Origin of the sequence: Vreelandella nanhaiensis (assembly GCF_003990185.1) — a bacterium.
GTDB lineage: Bacteria > Pseudomonadota > Gammaproteobacteria > Pseudomonadales > Halomonadaceae > Vreelandella > Vreelandella nanhaiensis.
Genome location: NZ_RZHF01000028.1, coordinates 134 through 22,424, shown reverse-complemented (window position 1 = coordinate 22,424; position 22,291 = coordinate 134). Strand labels below are relative to the sequence as shown.

Below are 22,291 nucleotides of genomic sequence, written 5' to 3'. Positions count from 1 at the left end.
ATGAGGGAAGACCAAATCGTAAACCCAGACTTCTATCCAATATTACTTGAACAGCGTAGGAGCATTCTTCTCGGATGTTGGTTTAATCACTACGCTGTTGCGGCCTTTTCCCTTAGCCTCATAGCTGGCCGCATCCGCCCGAGAAAGTATTTCTTCGATACGGGTGTCACTATCATTAAAGCTGGTAACACCAATACTTAACGTTACGCGGTACTCTTTATTTAAATGGCTCACAGAAACTTCACTGCCAGCCTGGCGTAATGATTCTGCAATTAGCTGTGCCTGTGGCAAAGTGCAACTGGGCAGCAACACGCCAAACTCATCCCCTCCCTGGCGTGCCACATGGTCACTTCGGCGCACTTTCCAAGCCACTATCTGGGCAATGCGGCGCAGCATTTCATCACCCAAGGAGTGGCCGCCTTCATCATTAATCGGTTTGAAATGGTCCAAATCAAACATTAACAGTGCAGAAGGCGTACTGGTTTTCTTGAAATCGGCAAAGGCCTCTTCCAAGCGGCGTTCAAACCCTCGTCGGTTTAACAGTCCGGTCAGCGGGTCGTGTTCGGCCTCCCAACGTTGCAGCGCCTCCTGCTCGCGGCGCTCGGTAATATCTTTCACCACACCCACCAACCCAAGCGAATGACCGCCCTGAGTGAGTAAAACCACTCGCGCATGGACGTCCAGCCACAGCACTTCCTCATCCAAGCGCGTAAATCTCAGCTGACGCACAAAATCGCTGCCGTTGCCAAGACTGTACTGCCACATGTCGCGAGCGCCGTTACGGTCATCGGCATGAATACGCGCGAGCAATGCCCTCATGCTCCAATCAGACGAGATGCCCAGTATGTCAAGCAGCGCCGGATTCATATAGGTAATCGCGCCATCAAAGTTGGCAACAAACATGCCCTGTGGAGCGGCACTTAATACCGTGTCCAGGAAAGCCTGCCGCTCGTGAAGATGCTCAACAAGCGTTTGACGCTCGCTTTCCACGCGGTTAAAAGTAGAAGCCACTTGCTGTAATTCATGCATGCTGGTGGCCAGGCTAATGTGCTGGCGCTGTCCCAGGCCCACTTCGCCTATCTGGGTCTCCAAATGATTGAGCGGTACTAGAATGCGCGCCAAAACCCACCATAAAAGCGGCATGACAAGTATGGCAAGAAATAGCCATATCCACGCAAGCCTACGAATAAAGCCCGACAACGGCAGCTGCGCCTGCTCAGCGGGCAAATAAAGCCCGATAATCCAGTTGGCCGGCCAGATCTGGGTATAGGATTGCAGGCCCAACTGCCCGCTGAGCAGCGTGCCAACTCCGCCCCCCTCCCAGCCATCAAGTGCTAGATCCAGTAGAGGATTAACGATGACATCAACCACATCAGTATTAATAAGCGAAGAGTCGGGGTGATACAAGACAGTGCCCGAGGCGGCGACTACCCCCGCATAGCCCTGCTCACCCAAGCGCACTTTTGCCAAACGGTTAAACAGCCCCCCAGCATCCAGGCTGAGTTTGCCGCCAATCATGCCGACAAACTCCCCGCTTTCATTAATACGGGGTACGCTAACCAATACCATGGGCGCCTTACTGGCCCGACCTATAAACGGCTCGCTCATATGCGGCTGCCGGGTGCCGCGCACCATCTTGAAAAATTCGGTATCGGAGACATCGAGCCCTACGCGTCCCACTACATTTGGCCAATCGGCAACCACGTGACCATAGCGGTCAATCACAACGATGCCGTCAAACCAGGCCATGAGTGTATCGTTATGGCCCAATTCATAGCTCAACCACTCCGGGTCATCGCTATAGCCAAGAATGTCACTCAGCCGTTGAAGCGATTGAAAACGCAGGTCAACCTGCTGAGTGACTTCATCCGCCAGCAGGCGCGCTTCATAACGCAGGTGCGTGATATTGGCTTCAAACACCATGGCCTTGCCCACCTGCCATGCCAACCCCAGCAACACCGATATCAGTATCAACAAAGTCGCTAAAAGCCCCAGCAGAAGCCGGCCCCTCAGCGTACTAAAAGAGCACATTTTTTTCAGCAGGCAAGACAGCAAAACCCAATATCCTTTTTAATACAATCAATTACTTGATCTACAACAATTGTATTTGTTAAATATAATTTCTAAAAGAATGGTTATTTTGCGCTTTAATTAAAAATAATTTAAAGCAATTTTTTTAATGTATTCGAGTACTTATTCAAACCGGTTTAGATAAGTGAGCACTTACTGCGCTGAATTGATAAGCGGGTGTATTTCACGTATGTTCGCTCGCTGATCTCAGTTCCTAGACTAACGAAGTATACCCCATGGCGAAATACACGGCAGGCTACACTTCCGCTGGTATTGGCAGAATCGATACCCTTCCCGTCCTGCTGTCTGAATTTAGCCGCTTCTCCCGGCTGCGGCCATTACAAAAAAAGCCCGATGCCGTACTCGGCTGGGGGGTAAAGTCTACCAGTATTTATGCAAGGCACTACGCCAAGCGCCACAAGATACCTTATATCGCCCTGGAGGACGGTTTTTTGCGTTCGCTGGGTCTAGGCGTTATGGGTTATCAAGCGCACAGCTTGGTAGTCGACTACACCGGCATCTACTACGATGCCTCGCGGCCCTCGGATCTGGAGAACTGGCTTAATACTGCCACGTTTACAGAAGACGAGCTCAATCAAGCCGAGCGGTGCATCCAGCAAATCGTCCGTTACCGACTTTCAAAATATAACCACGCCCCGGACCGCACTACCAACCTCCCCCCCAAGGCAAGTGTACTGGTAGTGGATCAAACCGCAGGCGATGCGTCTATTGAGTATGGCGGAGCAAGGGCAGACAGCTTTGATGAAATGCTCAACACCGCGCTTGAAAATCATCCCGAAGCGGAGATCCTGATCAAGATTCACCCTGACGTTATTGCCGGTAAAAAACAGGGCCATCTCCTTAATGCACAAACACACCCGCGCTGCCAAGTGGTGAGTGAAGACATCAATCCCTGGGCACTGTTTGATCAGGTGGATACGGTTTATGTGGTCACCAGCCAATTGGGGTTTGAAGCTCTGCTGGCTGGCAAGCGCGTACACTGCTTTGGTCTGCCCTTTTATGCCGGCTGGGGGCTCACTCAGGACCGCCTGCCCTGCACGCGCCGCCGTGCCCAACGTATGCTTAATGAAGTATTTGCTGCGGCTTATTTACGTTATACGCGCTACGTTAATCCCTACACGCTCACGCCAACTACCCTTGAAGACACCATTGCATTGATTGCCGATCAGAAACGCCAGCAGGAACGGCTACGAGGCGAATGGCTGGCCTGCGGCTTTTCATCCTGGAAACGGCGCTTTATTCATCACTTCACCGGCAGCGCTGCCCGTGTAACTTATCAGGAAGCGCTGCCGGCCACGCTGCCCGAACAAAAACTTTTAGTATGGTCAAGCCGTATTGATCAGGCATTCGAACAGCAGCACGCTGCTCTTATGCCACATCTGTGGCGCATAGAGGATGGCTTTATCCGCTCGGTCGGGCTGGGTGTTGATCTTACCCAGCCGCTGTCGCTGGTGATTGATGCTCAAGGCATTTATTACGATCCAAGCCGGCCAAGTGACCTGGAAACGCTGCTTCAGCACACGATATTCAGCGATGACCTGCTCGAGCGCGCCGCTCACTTGCGTGAGCGACTGGTAGCACTCAAGCTTTCCAAGTATAACGTGCGCGGGCAAGGCACTATTGAGCTGCCAGCAAACAGGTTAACCATTTTGGTACCTGGCCAGGTGGAAAGCGACGCCTCCATTGCTACCGGTTCGCCCGAGATACGCACCAATAGCGCTCTGCTGCGTGCAGTGCGTAAGGCTAACCCAGAGGCGTTCATCATCTATAAGGCTCACCCGGATGTTATCACCGGCGCTCGCATAGGTGCACTCGAACCTGGTGCCAAACGTCTGTATGATCTGGATGCCAGCCACGTGGATATCGCCTCCTTATTAGAGCGAGTCGATGCGGTTCACACCATGAGTTCGCTGACGGGGTTTGAGGCGCTTTTACGCCACCGCCAAGTAGTTACCTATGGCATGCCGTTTTATGCTGGTTGGGGATTAACGCAGGACGCCATGCACTGCCAGCGCCGATCTCGCCTCCTTACGCTTGATGCATTGGTAGCAGGTACGCTAATTCTCTACCCAAGCTATGTCGATCCGTTGAGCCGCCAGCTCTGCAACGCGGAAACCGTCGTTAGTCTGTTGGAACAGGCAAGAACACAGCAACCGGCGCTGACATGGAAGCAGCGTCTTTATCGGCTATACCGCAATTTATTGATTGGAAGACATTGAGTTGAAGCAAAAGCGCGCATTCTTATTTTTACAGGGGGTCTGCTCGCCCTTCTACCAACGTTTGGCGCGTCGGCTTACCGACGATGGGCACCGCGTGGTAAAGGTCAACTTCAACGCTGGCGACATGGCCTACTGGCAGCGCACCCACAGCGAGAGCCACCTGTTCCGTGAGCCGCTAAGCGAGCTGCCTGCCTATATTGAAGCGCTATGGCAACGCTATGGAATTACCGATCAGGTAATGTTTGGTGACCGTCGACCCATTCATAGGCCGGCCGTTGAAAATGCGCCCAAAGCAGGCGTACGCACCCACGTGTTTGAAGAAGGTTACTTTCGTCCCTTCTGGATCACACTGGAACGCGATGGCGTGAACGGTCACTCGCTTCTGCCCCGCGACCCCAACTGGTTTTATGAAACGGGCAAGGCACTGCCCGAACTACCGCCACCGGTACGTTTTCGATCATCGTTTAAAATTCGCGCGCTGCATGACATTGGCTATCACTTGGCGGGGCTTGCCAACCCGGTGGTGGTGCCGCGCTATCGTAATCATGCACCGATCACCGCCCCGGTCGAATACATGGGCTATATCAAACGCTTCACACTGCTAAAAAAATGGAAGCCCAGAGACGCCCAGCGCATCAAGACGCTTATCGAAAGCGCCAGGCCTTACTTCATACTGCCACTACAGCTGAATACCGACGCCCAGATCCGCGATCACTCGCCCTATGCCAACATGCAGGAAGTGATGGATCATGTCATGGGCTCTTTTGCAGAGCATGCACCAAGTGATGCATTGCTGTGCATTAAAAATCATCCGCTGGACATGGGGCTGGTCAACTATCCTAGTATCATCGAGCAGTTATCCCGGTTTTACGGCTTGGAAGGGCGCATTGTCTATCTGGAATCCGGCAATCTGGACGCCCTGATCAAGCACGCCGTGGGTGTTGTCACGGTGAATAGCACTGTCGGGTTTGTGTCGCTTGAAAAACAGTGCCCCACCTTTGCACTTAGCGACCCGATCTATAACCTTGCCGGTCTCACCTATCCGGAGAGCCTGGATGAATTCTGGAACCAGCCGCCACCGCCAAGTCAACAGCTGTTTAACTATTTTCGTAACACGGTGATGCATACCGTGCAGGTCAACGGCGGCTTTTACTGCCAGCCCAGTATTGATCTCGCGGTAAATAATGCTGCCCACATACTGGAAGCCTGCCCATCGCCGCTGGAGAAACTGCTTTGAGCGCTTCTGTTAACGCTTTACCCAAACGCTGCGTACTGATTACCGGCGCAACCGGCGCGATTGGCGGCGCACTTGCCCGCGCCTACGCAAATCAGAATACCCATCTAATAGTACACGGCAGACAGCAAGCGGCATTAGCGACTCTGGCGGAAGCTTGTCGCGAACTGGGCGCTGAGGTAACCACGTCCTCTGTTAACCTAACCGATGAGACAGCGCTCTCGCAGTGGCTTCAAACGTTGTGTGCCGAGCACACGCCCGATATCGTGATTGCCAATGCCGGTAAAAACACACACCCCCAGGCGCCAGGACAGTTAGAGCCGTGGGACGACGTTCAGGCACTTATCGATATCAACCTGAAAACCCCTATCGCCATGGCCCAGCTCCTGGTGCCTGCCATGAAGGCCCGCGGCCACGGCCAACTGGTCTTCATCAGCTCGCTGGCCGGGTGGCATGGTCTGCCCACCACGCCCACGTACAGCGCCAGCAAAGCAGGTATCAAAGCCTACGGCGAAGGGCTGCGTGGTTTGTTGGCGCCTCACGGCATTGGGGTGACCGTGGTAATGCCCGGCTATGTAACGTCGCCCATGTGCAATGCCATGCCTGGGCCCAAGCCTTTCGAATGGCCGCCGGAAAGAGCCGCCAAGGTAATCAAGCAAGGCATTGATACAAATCGAGCGCGCATCAGCTTTCCTTTCCCGCTTAACTTTGGCACCTGGTGGCTGGCAGTACTCCCCGCTGCTGTTTCCCAATGGTTCATCAAACGCCTGGGCTTTGACCATACCGACCATCAGGAAGGCGCTTGAAATGACCACCTCCTTGGCTTTGCCGCTTTTATGGCCGCTACTGATAGGGCTCTTGGGAACGGTAGTGTTTGAAGCACTGCTTAACCCACGCCCACAACCGTTCTGGCGGCGCGGCATGGCGGCCAACAGTGTTCATCTGGGCAGTTGGCTGCTGCTGTTCGGGATCTTTGTTCTGGTGCTCCAGCGCCCCTGGTTTGCAGTAATTTTTATTTTGGCGCTGCAACTGGTAGTGGTTCAATCCAGCAACACCAAATCAAGCACCCTGTGTGAGCCGTTTATCTGCCACGATTTCGAATACTTCTGGGATGCGCTTCTCCACCCGCGTCTCTATGTCCCCTTTTTCGGTACCGGCCTGGCCATTGCTGCCAGCAGCGCTGGGGCGGCCGCTATCGGTGGATTTCTTTACTGGGAGCCATCGCTTATTACCCAGTGGGGCGGGCTCCCTTTTATTACCCATGCGGGCCTGCTTATTTTGTCAGGCGCGGCCTTAGTAGTGCTGGGCTTTCGGGCGCTTGCCCCTATCACGCTGAACCCGGTTGAAGATATGGACCAGCTAGGGCCATTTGCCAGCCTATGGGCTTACGGCATAGCGCTTATGCGCTCCTCGCCCCCAACACCTGAGCAGTCACCGTTTTATCAATTATCCAACTCGCTAAATACCGCAAGCTCCGCGCCCGGCACTTCCAGCACGCTTGTGAAGAATGTGGTATTGATTCAGAGCGAGTCTTTTTTTGACCCCCGCCCTTGGTATCCCGATATTGCCGACAGCCTACTTGCGCATTTTGACGCCACACGCGCAGAAGCCCTGCAACACGGCGAGCTAACCGTACCCGCCTGGGGCGCCAACACCGTTCGCACAGAATGCGCTGTACTTACCGGGCTTACGCCAAGCGTTTGGGGGCCGCGCCAGTTCAACCCCTACCGCACGCTGTCGCGTCACCCGCTGCCAAGCTTGGCCGGCACGTTCAAGGCGGCTGGCTATCGCACGGTATGTATTCACCCCTACCCTGCCAGCTTCTATATGCGCCATAAAGTGATCCCCCAACTGGGGTTTGATCAATTTATCGATATCAGCAGTTTTGAAAGCAGCGATAAACATGGGCAGTACATTGGCGACCTTGCTGTTGCACGAAAGGTTGGACGACTGCTTGAAGATAGCGATAATAGGCCAGTCTTTGTGTTCGTGATTACCATGGAAAACCATGGCCCACTGCATCTGGAAGCGCCGCTTCAGGAAAGCTTGGCAGCGGCGCTGCCAACGGCCCCCTGGCCACTACCCACGCATTTACGCGATTTAGCGGTGTATTTGCGTCATCTGGGTGAGGCCGACAAAATGCTGGCAAGTGTCAAAAATGCATTAAGCGAGGCGAAACGGCCGGGGCTGCTGGGCTGGTACGGCGATCACGTCCCCATTTTACCCGCAGCATATCGGTATTTTTCGCCCCCGACTGGCACTACACCGTACATGATATGGTCAACTGATTTTCAGGGGCCATCTCAAGCGCGGCGCCAGATACAGGCGCACATGCCCCCAGACGACGTATCGCCAAACCAGCGTGCGTTGGCAGCCAATGAACTTGGCGTCCAGCTATTTAAACAAGCGTTTGGACACGATATAAGTAGCAATGTGATCAAGGCAGAACCAGAACCTCAGGAGCAAGAATGACTAAACGCGTTGCCATTATCGGCGCCGCCCATCGTTTCCCAGGCACAACCCCTGAAACGTTCTGGCAGGACCTGCAAGCCGAAAAAGATTTAGTCACCCAAGTAGCCCCCGACCGTTGGAGCCATGATGCCTTCTGGCATCCAGATAAACGTCACCCAGGCACCAGCGTCACCTTTGCCGCGGGCAGCCTTGGCGATATCAGCGGCTTTGATGCCGAGTTCTTTGGCATCTCCCCGCGTGAAGCGGCCAATATGGACCCCCAGCAGCGCATGCTGCTGGAACTCGCCTGGGAAACCATCGAGAGCGCGGGCATCGTGCCCAGCAGCCTGCGTGGTAGCCATTGTGGCGTGTTCCTGGGCGTTGCCAGCCTTGATTACTCATACCGCATGGCGGATGACATGGCGGCCATTGATGCCTCCACCGCCACGGGTAACACCTCAAGCATTGCTTCAAACCGCCTTTCCTACGTGTTTGACCTGCGCGGCCCCAGCATGTCGCTGGACACCGCCTGCTCGTCGGCCATGGTGGCGTTTCATCAGGCCTGCCAATCCATTCGCAGCGGCGAAACCAGCATGGCGCTGGCGGGCGGTATCAGCCTGCATCTGCACCCTTACGGCTTCATCATTTTCTCGAAGGCCAGCATGCTCTCGCCGACAGGCCGCTGCCAGGTGTTCGATGAAGCGGGCAATGGCTACGTACGCTCAGAAGGTGCCGGGCTGTTTTTGCTGAAGGACTATGATCAGGCTATCGCTGATGGCGACAATATTCTGGCCGTGGTTGCCGGTTCTGCCGTGAATACCGATGGCCATAAATCGGGCCTTACGGTGCCCAACCCCAGCGCCCAGATCGACCTGATGTGCCGCGCCTACGAGCAGGCTGGCATTACGCCCGATGAGATCGACTACCTTGAGGCTCATGGTACGGGTACCGCCGTGGGCGATCCGATCGAAACCCGTGCGATTGGCGAAGCGTTGGGTAAACACCGCCAGTCGCCGCTGCTTATTGGCTCGGTCAAAAGTAACGTTGGCCATCTGGAAACCGCCTCGGGCGTGGCCGGGCTTGCCAAGGCATTGTATAGCCTGCAGCACCGTGAAGTGCCCGCTACCATCGGGATTCGCAAATTGAATCCGCGCATCAAGTTTGATGAGTGGAACCTGCATGTGGTCACCAAGGCGCAGCCCCTGAAAAAACAGGGCCGTTTGGTGATCGGCATCAACTCCTTTGGTTTTGGCGGCGCCAACGCCCACGTCATACTGGAAAGTGCGCCTGAAAAAACCTCAACACCTACCGTGGCGCCTGCACATGCACTGCCTATCCGGCTTAGTGCAAAAAGCCAGGATGCCCTGACTGATAGCGCCCGCAGCTTGGCGGCTTATCTGAAAAATGCCGACAGCGCGTTTTACGATATCGCCCATACGCTTTACAACCGCCGCGAGCCGCATGCTTTTGGTGCGCTCTGCTTTGCCCAAACGCCGGAAGAAGCCGCCTCAGCGCTTGGTCAGTTCGCCGAGGGTGAAAACACCCCCAGCGTCACTACCGTCACTACGCTTGAACGGTTAACCAACGCGCGTGGTCCAGTGTTCGTGTATGACGGTAATGGCTGCCAATGGGAAACCATGGGCCGCGATCTTCTGGACACAGCGCCAGTATTTTCTGATGCCATTGACCGCGTGGATAGCCTGTTCCAGCAGTATGGGAATTTTTCGCTGCGTGATGAGCTGACCGGTCAAAATGGTGAGAACCGCTTTGAGCTTACCGAAATCGCTCAGCCTGCCCTGTTTGCCCTGCAAGTCGCATTGACCGAATGGTTGAAAGACCAAGGGATTGTTCCCTCTGCAGTATTTGGACATAGCGTGGGTGAAGTGGCTGCCGCCTGGGCGGCGGGCAGTTTGAGCCTTGAAGATGCGGTAAAGGTGATTTACTACCGCAGCTTTTATCAGGGTAAAACCCGCGGTCTGGGTGAAATGACGGCCGTGGCCATGAGCGCCGAGGATATCGCGCCCTGGCTTGCCCGCCCTGAATTTGACCAGGTTTTCCTGGCAGGCGTTAACAGCCCCAAAGGCATTACATTGGCTGGTGAGCGCGAGCAGCTGGTAATACTTGAAGCAGAATTGAGCGATCAGGGCGTTTTTGCCAAGCGCCTGCCGCTGGACTACGCCTTCCACAGCCCGGCTATGGACACCATCCAGGCCGGTGTGATTGAAGCGCTGGCAGGCATCACGCCCCGCCAGACAGAGCTTCCTTACTATTCAACGGTAACCGGAAAAATCAGCCAGGGCACGGAGCTTGGCGCCACCTACTGGTGGAAAAATATCCGCGAGCCGGTACTGTTTGACCATGCCGCTACAGCGTTGATCGAACAGGGCTACAACGTATTTGTAGAGATTGGCGCCCACCCCATTCTGCGCCGTTACTTGAACGAGTCACTGCGCCAGCAAGAGCGTACGGGGCTTGTGATCGGTACGCTTGAGCGCCATAAGCCCGGCCCTGAAATGTTACAGCAAAGCGTGAGCCAGCTGCTGTTAAGCGGGCTAGGGCTTGATGTTCGCCATTTATTCCCAGTGGAAGGCCAGCATGTCCTGCTACCGCGCTACTCATGGCAGCACACTCGCCACTGGGTAAGTAGTACGCAGGATAGCCAGGGATTGCTTTCACGCTACTACCAGCATCCTCTGCTGGGCTACCCGCTTGCCCAACAGGACCACACCTGGGAAAGCCAACTGGATACCAAGCGCCAGCCCTGGCTTGCCGATCACGTGGTTGGCGAAGGTGCCGTATTCCCCGGCGCGGGTTTTGTAGAGCTGACTCTGGCCGCAGCGCTTCAACAACACGACAACCCACTTCTGGATATCGAAGAGCTGGAGATCCGCGCGCCGCTGCTGCTGGACGGCCCCAATGGTCGCACCATGCGCCTGACGCTTGGCCCCGACGATGGGCGCATTACCATCCACTCCCGGGAGCCGGCCAACGGCCACGAATGGCAGCTGAACGCGGTCGCCCGCAACATGCGCGAAAGCCGCGGCTTTCTGCTCAACCGCCAGGCGCCTGTACTGCCTGAGCGAGCGCCAGACTATACGCTTGAGAATCACCTGCAGATGGCTGAGCGAATCGGCCTGCACTACGGCCCCGCCTTCCAGGCGATCAGCCACGGCTGGATTGAAGAAGATGCTGTGATCGGCGCGATTGAACTTTCCAGCGATGTTCAGGCGCAGCTTTCTACGCTTCACGTGCACCCCGGCATTCTGGACAGCGCCTTCCAGCTGTTTATTCCGCTGCTGGCTCAGCATAGTGAGTTTGCCGCCCAGCTTGCGTTTGTGCCTGTGCGTGTTGGCCGCATTCAGGTCAATACCGAAGCAGGTGCGCCGGTTATTGCCCGTGCGGTCATGGGCAAGCGCGCGCCCCACTCGTTTACCGCCGATTTTGAGCTTTTTGATGCCGCAGGCCGTGCCGTGGCCGTGCTTAGCCAAACGCGTTTCAAGGCGATTCGCCTGAACCGTGCTCATCATCAGCAGTTTAGCTATCTGGATATCGAGCTTACCCCTGCCCCGCTTGAGGCCAACACTCTGCCGCTGCCAGCGGAAGCCCTGGCCCGTCTGGCCGGATTAAGCGAAAGCTATGCTGAACATACCGGTCAACGCTATGCCCAGGAAGTTGCTCCGCTGCTGGATAGTCTGAGCGAAGCGTTTGCCCAGCAAGGCTTGGAAGTAGAAGGTAACGACGAGCAGCTGCCGCCGGAAACCATCTGGCAACTGCTGGTACAGGATTACCCCGACTACTTTGCCCCTATTCATCTGGTAGGCCGACTTGGCCTGCACCGCCAAGCGTTACAAAGCGGTGCTACCCAGCTTGAAACGCTGGATATTTCTGCCGAGCATCTGGCAAGGCTTAACCGCGTGTTAGTGGGCGAAAGCGGCTGGCAGCTTCTTTCCAGCGAGCTTGGCAGCCTGGTGGAGACCTCGCTTGGTTCACTCGGCACGGGTGAACGTTTGTCTCTGCTTGAAGCAGGGCCCTGTGCGCCTGCGCTGGGCCAGCGCCTGCTAGAGCAGCTAACCAACGCACGTCAGGCCACTAACTATCGCTACCGGGCGATAACAACCCATGATAGCGCCCGCCATCAGGCCGAGCAGCTACAGGAACGTTTCCCGCTTATCGACGTGCAGCCGCTGGATGATGCTCCCCAAGCACTGACCAATGCTGAAAAAGCCCAGCTGGCATTTATCAGCGCGGATGTCACTCAGCCTGCCCGTACGCATCAGTTGGTTGAAACCCTACCCGCTCAGCTCGCCCCCGGCGCGCATATCATGGTGGTCGCCATCGCCCCCAGCCGCTGGCTGGACGATGTGCTAGCCACGCCCGGTATTGATCAAACGGCACTGGAGCAGGAAACGCTTAGTGGGTGGCTAAATGCTCAGGGCTTTAACGTTTCAGCGCCCATAGAGCTCGAAGAAGGGTTGAACGGCGCTTACCTGTTGCACGCTCAAGTGCCGGTTTCTTCGACCGCTGAAAAAACAGAGCATTCACAGGCGATGCCTTGTCAGCTCATCGTGACCGACCAGACCAATGAGGTACTGGCTGCGCGCCTGTCTGAAGCGCTTACCGCGCGCCAGGCCAAGGTCATGGTTAAGCAGAGCGAAAGCCTGCCTGAAGCTCTTTTAGATGAGACGCTAGCCGAGTTTGGTGATACCGCCCAAGCACTTAACGTGATTGATCTGCGCGGCCTGAAAGGTAGCGGTATTGAGGTACAAACGCTGCGCTGCCACCGTGCCCAGCAGTGGAGCCTTGCACTTGAAGCAAAAGGGCTTGAGGCTGCAACGCTATGGCTCACGACCCAAGGGGTCAGCCTGCTTTGGCAATCGCCACAAGCGCTTGCCTGCGTGTTTGATGATGCCGCGTTCTGGGGCTTTGGCCGCTCGCTTGCCAATGAAGCCGTTGGTCATACAGCCAGCCTGCTGGATATCCCTTACGACGTTAGCGATGCTGCATTAAGTGCATGGGCTGCATCGCTGATAGCACCGGATCGTGAAAACGAAGTGGTGATCAATGCCAAGGGCGAACGCTTTGCTACGCGTCTACGCACACTGTCGGCCCCAGCGCCTCAGCAGGTAGTTGATGCCGACACGCCTGCACGGCAAGCAATGACGCTAGGCTTTGCACTTCCCGGCCAATTACGCCAGCTACAGTGGCGCCCGCGTGAACTGCCTGCGCTCAAGGCCGATGAGGTTGAAATCAAGGTCAAGGCCACGGGGCTTAACTTCCGTGACGTGATGTATACCCTTGGCCTGCTCTCTGATGAAGCGATTGAGAACGGCTTTGCCGGGCCAACGCTGGGTCTTGAGTTCTCCGGTGAAGTCGTTGCCGTAGGTGACAACGTCACTCACGTGGCCCCAGGACAAGCCGTCGTTGGCTTTGGCCCGGCAAGCTTCAGTGACCGGCTGATTGCCAGCCAACATGCGGTGGCGCCGCTACCGGAAGGCGTAAGTTTTGCCGCTGCCGCGACCATTCCGACGACCTTCTTTACGGTGTACTACGCGCTGAAACACCTGGCACGTTTGGAGCCGGGCGAGAAAGTGTTGATTCATGGCGCGGCAGGCGGCGTGGGTATTGCCGCTCTGCAAATTGCCCAATGGTTGGGCGCTGAAATTTACGCCACGGTGGGCTCTGAAGAGAAGCGTGACTTCCTGCGTCTGATGGGCATAGAGCATCTTTACGACTCCCGCTCGCTCACGTTTGCTGAAGAAATTCTTGAAGATACTCAAGGGGAAGGCGTCGACATCGTGCTGAACTCCCTTGCCGGGGAAGCCATCAACCAGAACCTTCGCGCCTTGAGGCCCTTCGGGCGTTTCCTGGAGCTGGGCAAGCGTGATTTCTATGAAAATACGCATATCGGCTTACGTCCGTTCCGTAACAACCTGAGCTACTTCGGTATCGACTCCGACCAGCTGATGAAGGTACAGCCTGCCCTGACTCAACGCCTATTCGGCGAGATGATGGCGCTGTTCAATGACGGCACACTCAGCCCGCTACCGTTTACTGCGTTCAGTCATAGCCAGGTGATTGATGCGTTCCGCTATATGCAGCAGGCGCGCCAGATCGGTAAAGTCGTCGTCACCTATGAGCAGCCCATCGCGCCACCTAAAGATGAGGCGCTTGGCCACGAAACGCTAAATCTCTCAAGCGATGGCAGCTATTTGGTCACTGGCGGGCTGGGCGGGTTCGGCCTTAAAACGGCCCAGTGGCTTACGAGCAAAGGCGCCCGTCAGCTGATTCTGCTTAGCCGCAGCGGTCCGTCTAGTGAGGAGGCTCAGGCAGCTATTGCCGAATTTAACGCCCAAGGCGTCAAGGTGATGGCGGTTGCCTGCGATATTACCGACCGTGATGCGCTGGCTAACGTGCTGGCGCGCACCAGGGATGAGCTTGGCCCGCTGCGCGGTATCGTGCATGCCGCCACAGTGATTGATGACGGGTTGATTCGTAACCTAGACGTCGAGCGCATTCAAAAGGTGCTGGCGCCCAAGATTGAAGGCGCTCGTCATCTGGATGCGCTAACGCGTAACGAGCAGTTAGACTTCTTTGTTCTCTACTCCTCCGCCACTACGCTATTCGGCAACCCTGGTCAGGCCAACTACGTAGCCGCCAATCACTGGCTGGAAGCCTTTGCGGCAAGCCGTCGATCGGCGGGGCTACCTGCTACCTGTGTACGCTGGGGCGCGATTGAAGACGTCGGCTTCCTTGCCCGCAACACCCGTACGCGTGATGCGCTGCAAGAGCGTTTGGGTGGTTCGGCCCTGCGCTCGGATGATGCGCTCAAGGTGCTGGAACAGATGCTGGTAACACCAGGCCCGAGCCTTGGCGTTCTGGAACTTGAGTGGGGGGCGCTGGCGCGCTTTTTGCCCACCGCCAATGCCCCACGCTTTGATGAGATAGCCCGCGCCAGCGATGACGATAGCAGCCATGAGAGCGATGATGATATTAGCGCCCTGCTGGCCGATCTGTCACCGGAAGAACTGCATAGCACGGTGACTGATCTTCTTCGGGCGGAGCTTGCCAGCATCCTGCTGATTGAAGAGGAGAAGATTGACGTTAATCGCTCGGTCTACGACATGGGCTTTGACTCCCTGATGGGTGTCGAGCTGATGACGGCGATTGAAAATCGCTTGGGTGTTCAGGTACCGGTCATGGTGCTGAGCGAGGCCTCAACGCTTGATAAGCTCGCGGGTGTGCTGATCCAGAAGCTCCACCAGCATGACGATGATGTTGAAGAGGCCCCACAGGATGCGTTAGCCTCTCTGGCCGCTCGCCACGGGGCTGAAGGGTTTACCGAGTCAGCACCCTCCGCATCAACGACTGAGACACCATGACCGCCAATCGCTCTGATCTAAAACGTCAGCTGTTGGAGCAGGCACGTAAGCGTACCGCGCCACGTGCCACTGCTCGCACGAATGACAGCACTATCTCTACCCCAACGGGCTCACCCCCAACGGGTAATGGCAAACCCGGCCCGGTGGCTGAGCGTTTTACGCGATTTGATGCCCACCCGGGCTATCAGCAGTTAACCATGCTACGCCAGGGCGCTGAACAGCTGGGCTTGAAAGACCCTTTTTTCAAAGTCCATGAAGGCATTGCTGGCGCTACCAGCGTGGTTCAGGGGCGACCCTGTATCAACTTTGCAAGCTATAACTACCTGGGCTACTCGGGCGATCCCCGGGTTACCCAAGCCGCTTGCGAAGCGGTAGCCCGTTACGGCACATCAGTTTCTGCAAGCCGCGTGGTTTCCGGCGAGCGCCCGATTCATCATGAGCTGGAACAGGCAATTGCCAAGGCGTATCAGGTAGACGACGCCGTGGCATTTGTCAGCGGTCATGCAACCAATGTCTCGACACTTGGCTACCTGCTTGGCGCCAAGGATCTTGTGCTCCACGACGAGTATATCCACAACAGCTCGCTTGTCGGTGCTCAGCTTTCCGGCGCCAAGCGCATGTCGTTCGCCCATAACGACCCGGATGCCCTGGACGCGCTGCTTAGCCGTCATCGCCACCAGTTTGAGCGCGTGATCGTGGTGATCGAAGGGCTTTACAGCATGGATGGCGACGTCCCCGACCTGCCGCGATTCATCGAGCTTAAAAAACGCCATCAGGTCTGGTTGATGGTGGACGAGGCACACTCTTTTGGAGTGATGGGCAATAATGGTCTTGGCCTTCATGAGTACTTTTCCATTGATCCTCGTGATGTGGATATCTGGATGGGTACCATGAGTAAAACGCTCTCGGGCTGCGGCGGGTATATCGCCGGTAGCAGCGCTCTGGTAGAAACGCTGCGCTACTTTGCGCCAGGCTTTTTGTATAGCGTGGGCATGCCCGCACAGGTGGCCGCACCATCCATTAAAGTGCTTGAACTTATGCAGCAAGAGCCCGAGCGGGTAGAGAAACTCCATGCCATTTCGCGCTACTTCCTGCAGCAGGCCAAAAAGCACGGCATGGATACCGGTCACAGCATCGGCGCGGCCGTCGTGCCGATTATTGTGGGCAGCTCGCCCTTGGCGGCTCACCTTTCCCATACGCTGCTTGAGCAATACCACATCAATGTTCAGCCTATTCTTCATCCAGCGGTACCTGAAAAAAGCGCCCGCCTGCGCTTTTTCCTCGCCTATGATCATACCCAGGCCCATATCGACCAAACGCTAGATGCCCTTGCTACTCTGCTTGCCCAAGCCCGGAGCTAACGGTATGGAACCACGTAACGCAAAACCAAGTAATGCAGAACCAGATCACATCGAAGAAGGCGCCCTACCTAGTTGGTACGTTATTCAGTGTAAAGGCAACGAATCATTTCGTGCCGCCGAACATCTCACAAATCAAGGTTATGAGGTGTTTCACCCTGTGCTGAATGTAAAACGCAGGCGCCAAGGCAAACCTGCGACAGTGACCGAACCGCTGTTTCCCTACTACCTGTTTATCCGTTTGGACCAAGTAGTAAGCGATTGGCGCCCCATTCGCTCAACTCGAGGTGTTCTGCGCCTCCTCATCTTTGGCAATACCCCCGTGAGCGTACCTGATGCATTAATAGAGACGCTTCGCGCCCAGCCCCATCGTCAGGAAGGGAGTCATACCTATTTCTGTACGGGCGAAAAGGTCATGATTACCGAAGGGCCTTTTAAAGACCTCGAAGCTATATTCGAGCGCACCAAGGGCGAAGAGCGTGCCATTGTGCTACTGAACGTACTGCAGCGCCCACAGCACTTGAACTTGCCTCTAGAGCAGTTGCGCAAGCAGTAAACAGGTCTCAGTTACGTGACGCTTAGCCTAAGTATCAAAAGACGTTCGTAAGCTTATCCTGCTAATGTTGAGCCATACATTGGCCTGCCTGGCGCCCCAGGCATAAGGAAGCTCTCGAATGAATCTTGACCCTCATTACTACCCTGCCGCCTCGCGCCGTACCGTCACGTTTGGTAAGCGCGGCATGGTAGCCACTTCCCAATCACTGGCCGCTCAGGTAGGTGCTAATATCCTACGCGATGGCGGCAACGCCATTGATGCAGCCATCGCCACCGCCGCTGCGCTCACCGTTGTTGAACCCACCTCGAACGGCATCGGCAGCGACGCCTTCGCGCTGGTCTGGGTGAAAGATGAATTGCACGGTTTGAATGCCAGCGGGCGAGCGCCCATAGGTATCTCCTGCGCGGGCGTGCGTGAAAAAGGCCATGAAGCCATGCCCGCCCACGGCTTAGTGCCGGTCACCGTTCCTGGCGCGCCCGGCGCCTGGGCCACCCTCTCCGAGCGCTTTGGCAAGCTGCCTTTTGAGACGCTGATGGCACCCGCCATCCAACTTGCCGAAGAAGGCTTTGCAGTTTCCCCTGTGGTGAGCCAGCTTTGGGAGAAAGCCCACGCTCGTTACAGTCAATACGATCGTCCCGAGTTCGCGCCCTGGTTCGAGCATTTCGCGCCAGAGGGCCATGCCCCCAAAGCGGGCGATGTATGGCGCTCACCTGAGATGGCCAAAACCCTGCGTGCGATTGGCGAAACCCGCGCAAAAGCCTTCTACCAAGGCGAGCTTGCCGATGCCATGGACACCTTCTCACGCAAGCACGGCGGCTTCCTGCGCAAGGAAGACCTGGAAGCGTTCACTCCAGAATGGGTTGACCCTATTAACGTTCGTTATCGTGGCCACGATATCTGGGAAATCCCGCCCAACGGCAGCGGTTTGATTGCCCTTCAGGCGCTAGGCATTCTGGAAGCGATGGGCGACGAGCCTCGCGACGCTGTTGAATCACTGCATCGGCGCATCGAAGCCACCAAGCTGGGCTATGTGGATGGACTGCGCTATATCACCGAACAGGAACACATGACACCCAGCGTCAAGCAGATGCTCTCGCCCGCTTACCTCAAGCAACGCAGCGAGCTTATTGGCTTTAAAGCCATCGACCCGACTCATGGCAATCCTCTGATGGGCGGCACGGTGTATCTTTCGACCGCTGACGATGAAGGCAATATGGTGTCGTTCATCCAGAGTAACTTTGAAGGCTTCGGTTCTGGCATCGTCGTGCCAGGCACTGGCATCAGCCTGCAAAACCGGGGCTGGTCGTTCTCGCTGGATGAAGAGCATGCCAACGTATTACGCCCCGGCAAACGCACCTACCACACGATTATCCCTGGCTTTATCACCAAAGATGGCCAGGCGATCGGCCCTTTCGGTGTTATGGGTGGCTACATGCAGCCCCAGGGCCACGTTCAGGTGGTTACCAGCATGCTGGAAGACAAGCTCAACCCTCAGGCCGCGCTGGACCTACCCCGCTGGAAATGGGTGGAAGGTCGAACGGTTGAAGTGGAACCAGCCTTCCCCGACCATCTTGCTCAAGCGCTTGAGCGGCGTGGTCACCGCATTGTTCGGCCCACCGACTCGCTCACCTTTGGCCGCGGGCAGATCATTGTACGCAACCCCGAAAACGGCGTACTCCAAGGAGGCACCGAACCCCGAGCTGACGGTGCCGTCCTCCCTGTTTGATTTACTCGCCACACGCTACGGGTATAGCACCTGATCCAAACCTGTAGCGCGTGGTAACGAATCGCGAGGTACGAGCGCATGAGGCACCCGCGGGAGGCGACTACTAAGCCGCTCCGGCTGTGTTACCGAAACCTTGCTCTTGCGCCCGGCCACCCAACCCCGGTAGCGCTAACCGCGCTGCTCCCTCGGGTGCGCTGTCGCTTACCACGCGCTACGTAGTACCACGCTATATTCGACCTATGTGTGAATGGTGTGGTGACTTACCCACCGCGACTCCGTTTAAATATCGTTAAACGTTTTTTTGCATTTTCCCCGCTTTTATAAAAACACCTACCACTTTCGTCTAATAGGGTTGTTTTTTTACGCTATTACAAACCGGCATAGGGTATGCAAGAAAACGCTTCGGCAGTTAAATAATGCCAAGGGCTGGCCAGCCAAGAACTTAATCTGTCATTTAACGGTAATTACTCCAATGCCCTACGTTCACGATACCCTGACCCGCTTACAGCGCAGCAGCCCTGCGCAAGCCGAGTTTTATCAAGCTGCTGAAGAAGTGCTCGAATGCCTGCGCCCGCTCTTCGAGCGCTATCCGCATTATCATGACCACAGCATCATCGAACGCATCGTTGAGCCCGAACGCCAAATTTTCTTTCGCGTTAGCTGGATAGATGATGCTGGGCGTGTACACGTCAATAAGGGCTATCGTATCCAATTTAACTCCGCGCTTGGTCCTTACAAAGGCGGGCTGCGCTTTCACCCCAGCGTTACGGCGGGCACGATCAAATTTCTGGGCTTCGAGCAGATCTTCAAGAACGCGCTTACCGGCCTGTCCATCGGCGGCGGCAAAGGCGGTGCCGATTTCGACCCCAAAGGCAAATCCGATAACGAGATAATGCGCTTTTGCCAGGCATTCATGACCGAACTGCATCGCCATATTGGCCCTACCTGCGATGTGCCAGCAGGTGATATTGGCGTTGGCGGCCGTGAAATCGGTTACCTGTTCGGCCAATACAAGCGCCTCACCGGCCGCTATGAAGGCGTGCTGACCGGCAAAGGTTTAAACTGGGGTGGCTCACTCGGCCGTAAAGAAGCCACTGGCTACGGCGCCGTTTACTTCGCTCAAAACATGCTGGCTGCTCGTAATGAAGGTCTTGAAGGCAAGACGTGCCTGGTATCCGGGGCGGGCAATGTAGCCATTTACACCATTGAAAAACTCTATGAGCTGGGCGCTACCCCCGTTACCTGTAGCGACTCGCGTGGCACGATCCATGACCCAAGCGGCATCGATCTTGAGCTTCTCAAACAGCTCAAAGAAGTGAAGCGTGCCTCGCTTGAAGAGTATGTAGGCGAGCGCCCTGACGCACAATATATCCCTACCCAGGATTACCCCGAAAACGGCCATGCGGTTTGGCGCATCAAAGGCGATGCGGCTTTCCCGTGTGCCACGCAAAATGAGCTGACAAAATCTGACGCTGAAATATTACTGGCTAACGGTGTGTACTGTGTAAGCGAAGGCGCCAACATGCCCTCCACCACAGAAGCGGTTGATCTCTTCTTGGAAGCGCAGATTGCCTATGGCCCGGGCAAGGCCGCCAACGCAGGCGGCGTCGCGACCAGCCAGTTGGAAATGGCCCAGAACAGCAGCATGGAACAATGGCCACTTGAAAAGGTGGATGACAAGCTCAAGCAAATCATGGCCAACATTTACCAACAGTGCGCCAGCACGGCTGAAGAGTTTGGCGCCCCTACCAACCTGGTGCTGGGCGCTAATATTGCCGGTTTCCGAAAAGTGGCGGATGCCATGATCGAGCAAGGCGTAATGTAATCGCCTTCCACTGCTAGATCGCTTACACTGGCATTGGTGAACAGTCCTCCCTTCTGGGGAGGGCTGTTTTTATTGGTAGGTACAAAAATCGTTTATTTACCATTTAATCAAAGTATATGTTTGATTTTATTGCTTTCTAAGGAGAGTAACATGGAGCAGCGCCCTCCGATCATTATTAACCGTCTCGATGCCGAACGCCTGCAGCGCTTAATCGATAACGCGACAGACAAAGAGCAGGCGGTAGCTGAACTGCTCGAAGAAGAGTTAATGCGCGGCGAGGTGATTGACCCGGAGCTGATTCCGGATAACGTCGTGAGCATGAACAGTCAGATTCGCTTTACCGACCTGACGCGCGGGCGCCAGATGATCCGTACGCTGGTGTACCCCCATGCGATGGACTCAGTCGAAGATGCCATCTCCGTCATGGCCCCAATTGGCGCAGGCCTGATTGGTCTCAAGGTCGGCGATGTCATTCACTGGCCTATCCCCAACAATGCAACCGTGCAGCTGCGCGTAGATGCCATTCTCTGGCAGCCCGAGCGCGAAAAACAGTTTCATCGTTAACCGTCCTGCCCCAGCTGCACTATGCGCGCTGCTCGCGCGCCTGGCCGCCGCTGCGGGTGCGCTGGTGCTGACCACGCGCTACATGGAAGCCGCCAAGGAAGCGCGTGGTAACGTTTTGCGAGGCATGAGCAAATAAGGCACCCGCGGATGGCGGCGTTAAGCCGCCCAGACCACCCCACCCAGTCCACTGCACATGCCTGTTAAGATGAAGTATTCTTCGCAGCTCCTTATCCTGATGCCTCAACACACTTAATATTTATGAAACGAGGCAGCAATGGCAACATATCGAAGAGCACATGTTCCCGGAGGCACCTACTTCTTTACCGTTGTTACCTATGCCCGCCAATCGCTGCTTGCTGATTCCTTAAATGTTAACGCTCTTGGCCGTGCCTTTCGCCGAGTACGCGACGAGCAGCCCTTCACTATGGAAGCCTTTGTGCTGCTCCCCGATCACCTTCATTGCATTTGGACACTGCCAGAGGGTGATACGGATTATTCATCGCGCTGGAGAGATATCAAAAAATACGCATCGAAAGAGTTTCTTCTTCCCGCGGGGGGCTCAAGCACCTGGCAGCGAGGATTCTGGGAACATGTCATTCGCGACGAAAACGACTGGCGACAGCATGTTGATTACATCCATTACAACCCGGTAAAACATGGCTGGGCCAAAGCGCCAGGCGAATGGAAGTGGTCAAGCTTTCATCAGTGCGTAGAGAAAGGATGGTACGACAAGGAGTGGGGTAAGCAGGACGCGCCAGACATTGCCCAGATGGATTGGGAATAACATCGCGCTACGGGTCATCGCATTACGCAAAACACGTGCAAGGCACATGTTCTAATGAGGCTTGAACCCGTAGCGCGTGGTAACGAATCTCGCGAGGCACGAGC

Annotated in this window: 12 protein-coding genes; 11 read left to right on the top strand and 1 reads right to left on the bottom strand. The window is 55.9% G+C overall.

Annotation, left to right across the window (positions count from 1 at the left end; genetic code table 11):
* Window positions 1-42: 42 nt before the first annotated feature.
* On the bottom strand, window positions 43-2,031 hold the full coding sequence (locus tag ELY38_RS16940) for a sensor domain-containing diguanylate cyclase (RefSeq protein WP_127063348.1): 1,989 nt from the start codon (window positions 2,029-2,031) through the stop codon (window positions 43-45).
* 275 nt (window positions 2,032-2,306) lie between these two features.
* Here ELY38_RS16940 and ELY38_RS16935 point away from each other — a divergent pair, with 275 nt between their 5' ends.
* The 11 genes from ELY38_RS16935 (at window position 2,307) to ELY38_RS16880 (ending at window position 22,187) form a co-directional block, all read left to right on the top strand.
* Window positions 2,307-4,310 carry a capsular polysaccharide biosynthesis protein gene (locus tag ELY38_RS16935; protein ID WP_127063347.1) on the top strand — a complete coding sequence of 668 codons (2,004 nt, stop codon included), beginning with the start codon at window positions 2,307-2,309 and terminating at the stop codon, window positions 4,308-4,310.
* Window position 4,311: 1 nt separating this feature from the next.
* A complete protein-coding gene (locus ELY38_RS16930) occupies window positions 4,312-5,547 on the top strand; it encodes a capsule biosynthesis protein (RefSeq protein WP_127063346.1) in 1,236 nt (411 codons plus the stop codon).
* Window positions 5,544-6,350 carry an SDR family NAD(P)-dependent oxidoreductase gene (locus ELY38_RS16925; protein ID WP_127063345.1) on the top strand — a complete coding sequence of 269 codons (807 nt, stop codon included), beginning with the start codon at window positions 5,544-5,546 and terminating at the stop codon, window positions 6,348-6,350. The genes ELY38_RS16930 and ELY38_RS16925 overlap by 4 nt, the downstream gene beginning before the upstream one ends.
* A 1-nt stretch (window position 6,351) precedes the next feature.
* The gene (locus ELY38_RS16920) at window positions 6,352-8,016 is read left to right on the top strand and encodes an LTA synthase family protein (RefSeq protein WP_127063344.1); all 1,665 of its coding nucleotides are present in this window, start codon (window positions 6,352-6,354) and stop codon (window positions 8,014-8,016) included.
* Window positions 8,013-15,374 (top strand): type I polyketide synthase, encoded by a 7,362-nt coding sequence (locus ELY38_RS16915; protein ID WP_127063343.1) that lies wholly within the window; start codon window positions 8,013-8,015, stop codon window positions 15,372-15,374. Before ELY38_RS16920 ends, ELY38_RS16915 begins: the two co-directional genes overlap by 4 nt.
* Window positions 15,371-16,735 (top strand): aminotransferase class I/II-fold pyridoxal phosphate-dependent enzyme, encoded by a 1,365-nt coding sequence (locus ELY38_RS16910; protein WP_127063342.1) that lies wholly within the window; start codon window positions 15,371-15,373, stop codon window positions 16,733-16,735. The genes ELY38_RS16915 and ELY38_RS16910 overlap by 4 nt, the downstream gene beginning before the upstream one ends.
* A 4-nt stretch (window positions 16,736-16,739) precedes the next feature.
* Window positions 16,740-17,288, top strand: a complete 549-nt coding sequence (gene rfaH, locus ELY38_RS16905; RefSeq protein ID WP_246009177.1) for a transcription/translation regulatory transformer protein RfaH — start codon at window positions 16,740-16,742, stop codon at window positions 17,286-17,288.
* Window positions 17,289-17,406: 118 nt separating this feature from the next.
* Entirely contained in the window at window positions 17,407-19,014 is a 1,608-nt protein-coding gene (locus tag ELY38_RS16900; RefSeq protein WP_127063341.1) for a gamma-glutamyltransferase family protein, read from the top strand.
* 472 nt (window positions 19,015-19,486) lie between these two features.
* Complete coding sequence (gene gdhA, locus ELY38_RS16895; protein ID WP_127063340.1) at window positions 19,487-20,839, top strand: NADP-specific glutamate dehydrogenase; 1,353 nt, start codon at window positions 19,487-19,489, stop codon at window positions 20,837-20,839.
* Window positions 20,840-20,989: 150 nt separating this feature from the next.
* Entirely contained in the window at window positions 20,990-21,403 is a 414-nt protein-coding gene (gene rnk, locus ELY38_RS16890; RefSeq protein ID WP_127063339.1) for a nucleoside diphosphate kinase regulator, read from the top strand.
* Between the two features lie 274 nt (window positions 21,404-21,677).
* Window positions 21,678-22,187, top strand: coding sequence for an REP-associated tyrosine transposase (locus ELY38_RS16880; RefSeq protein ID WP_127063337.1), 510 nt, complete (start codon window positions 21,678-21,680; stop codon window positions 22,185-22,187).
* Window positions 22,188-22,291: the final 104 nt, after the last annotated feature.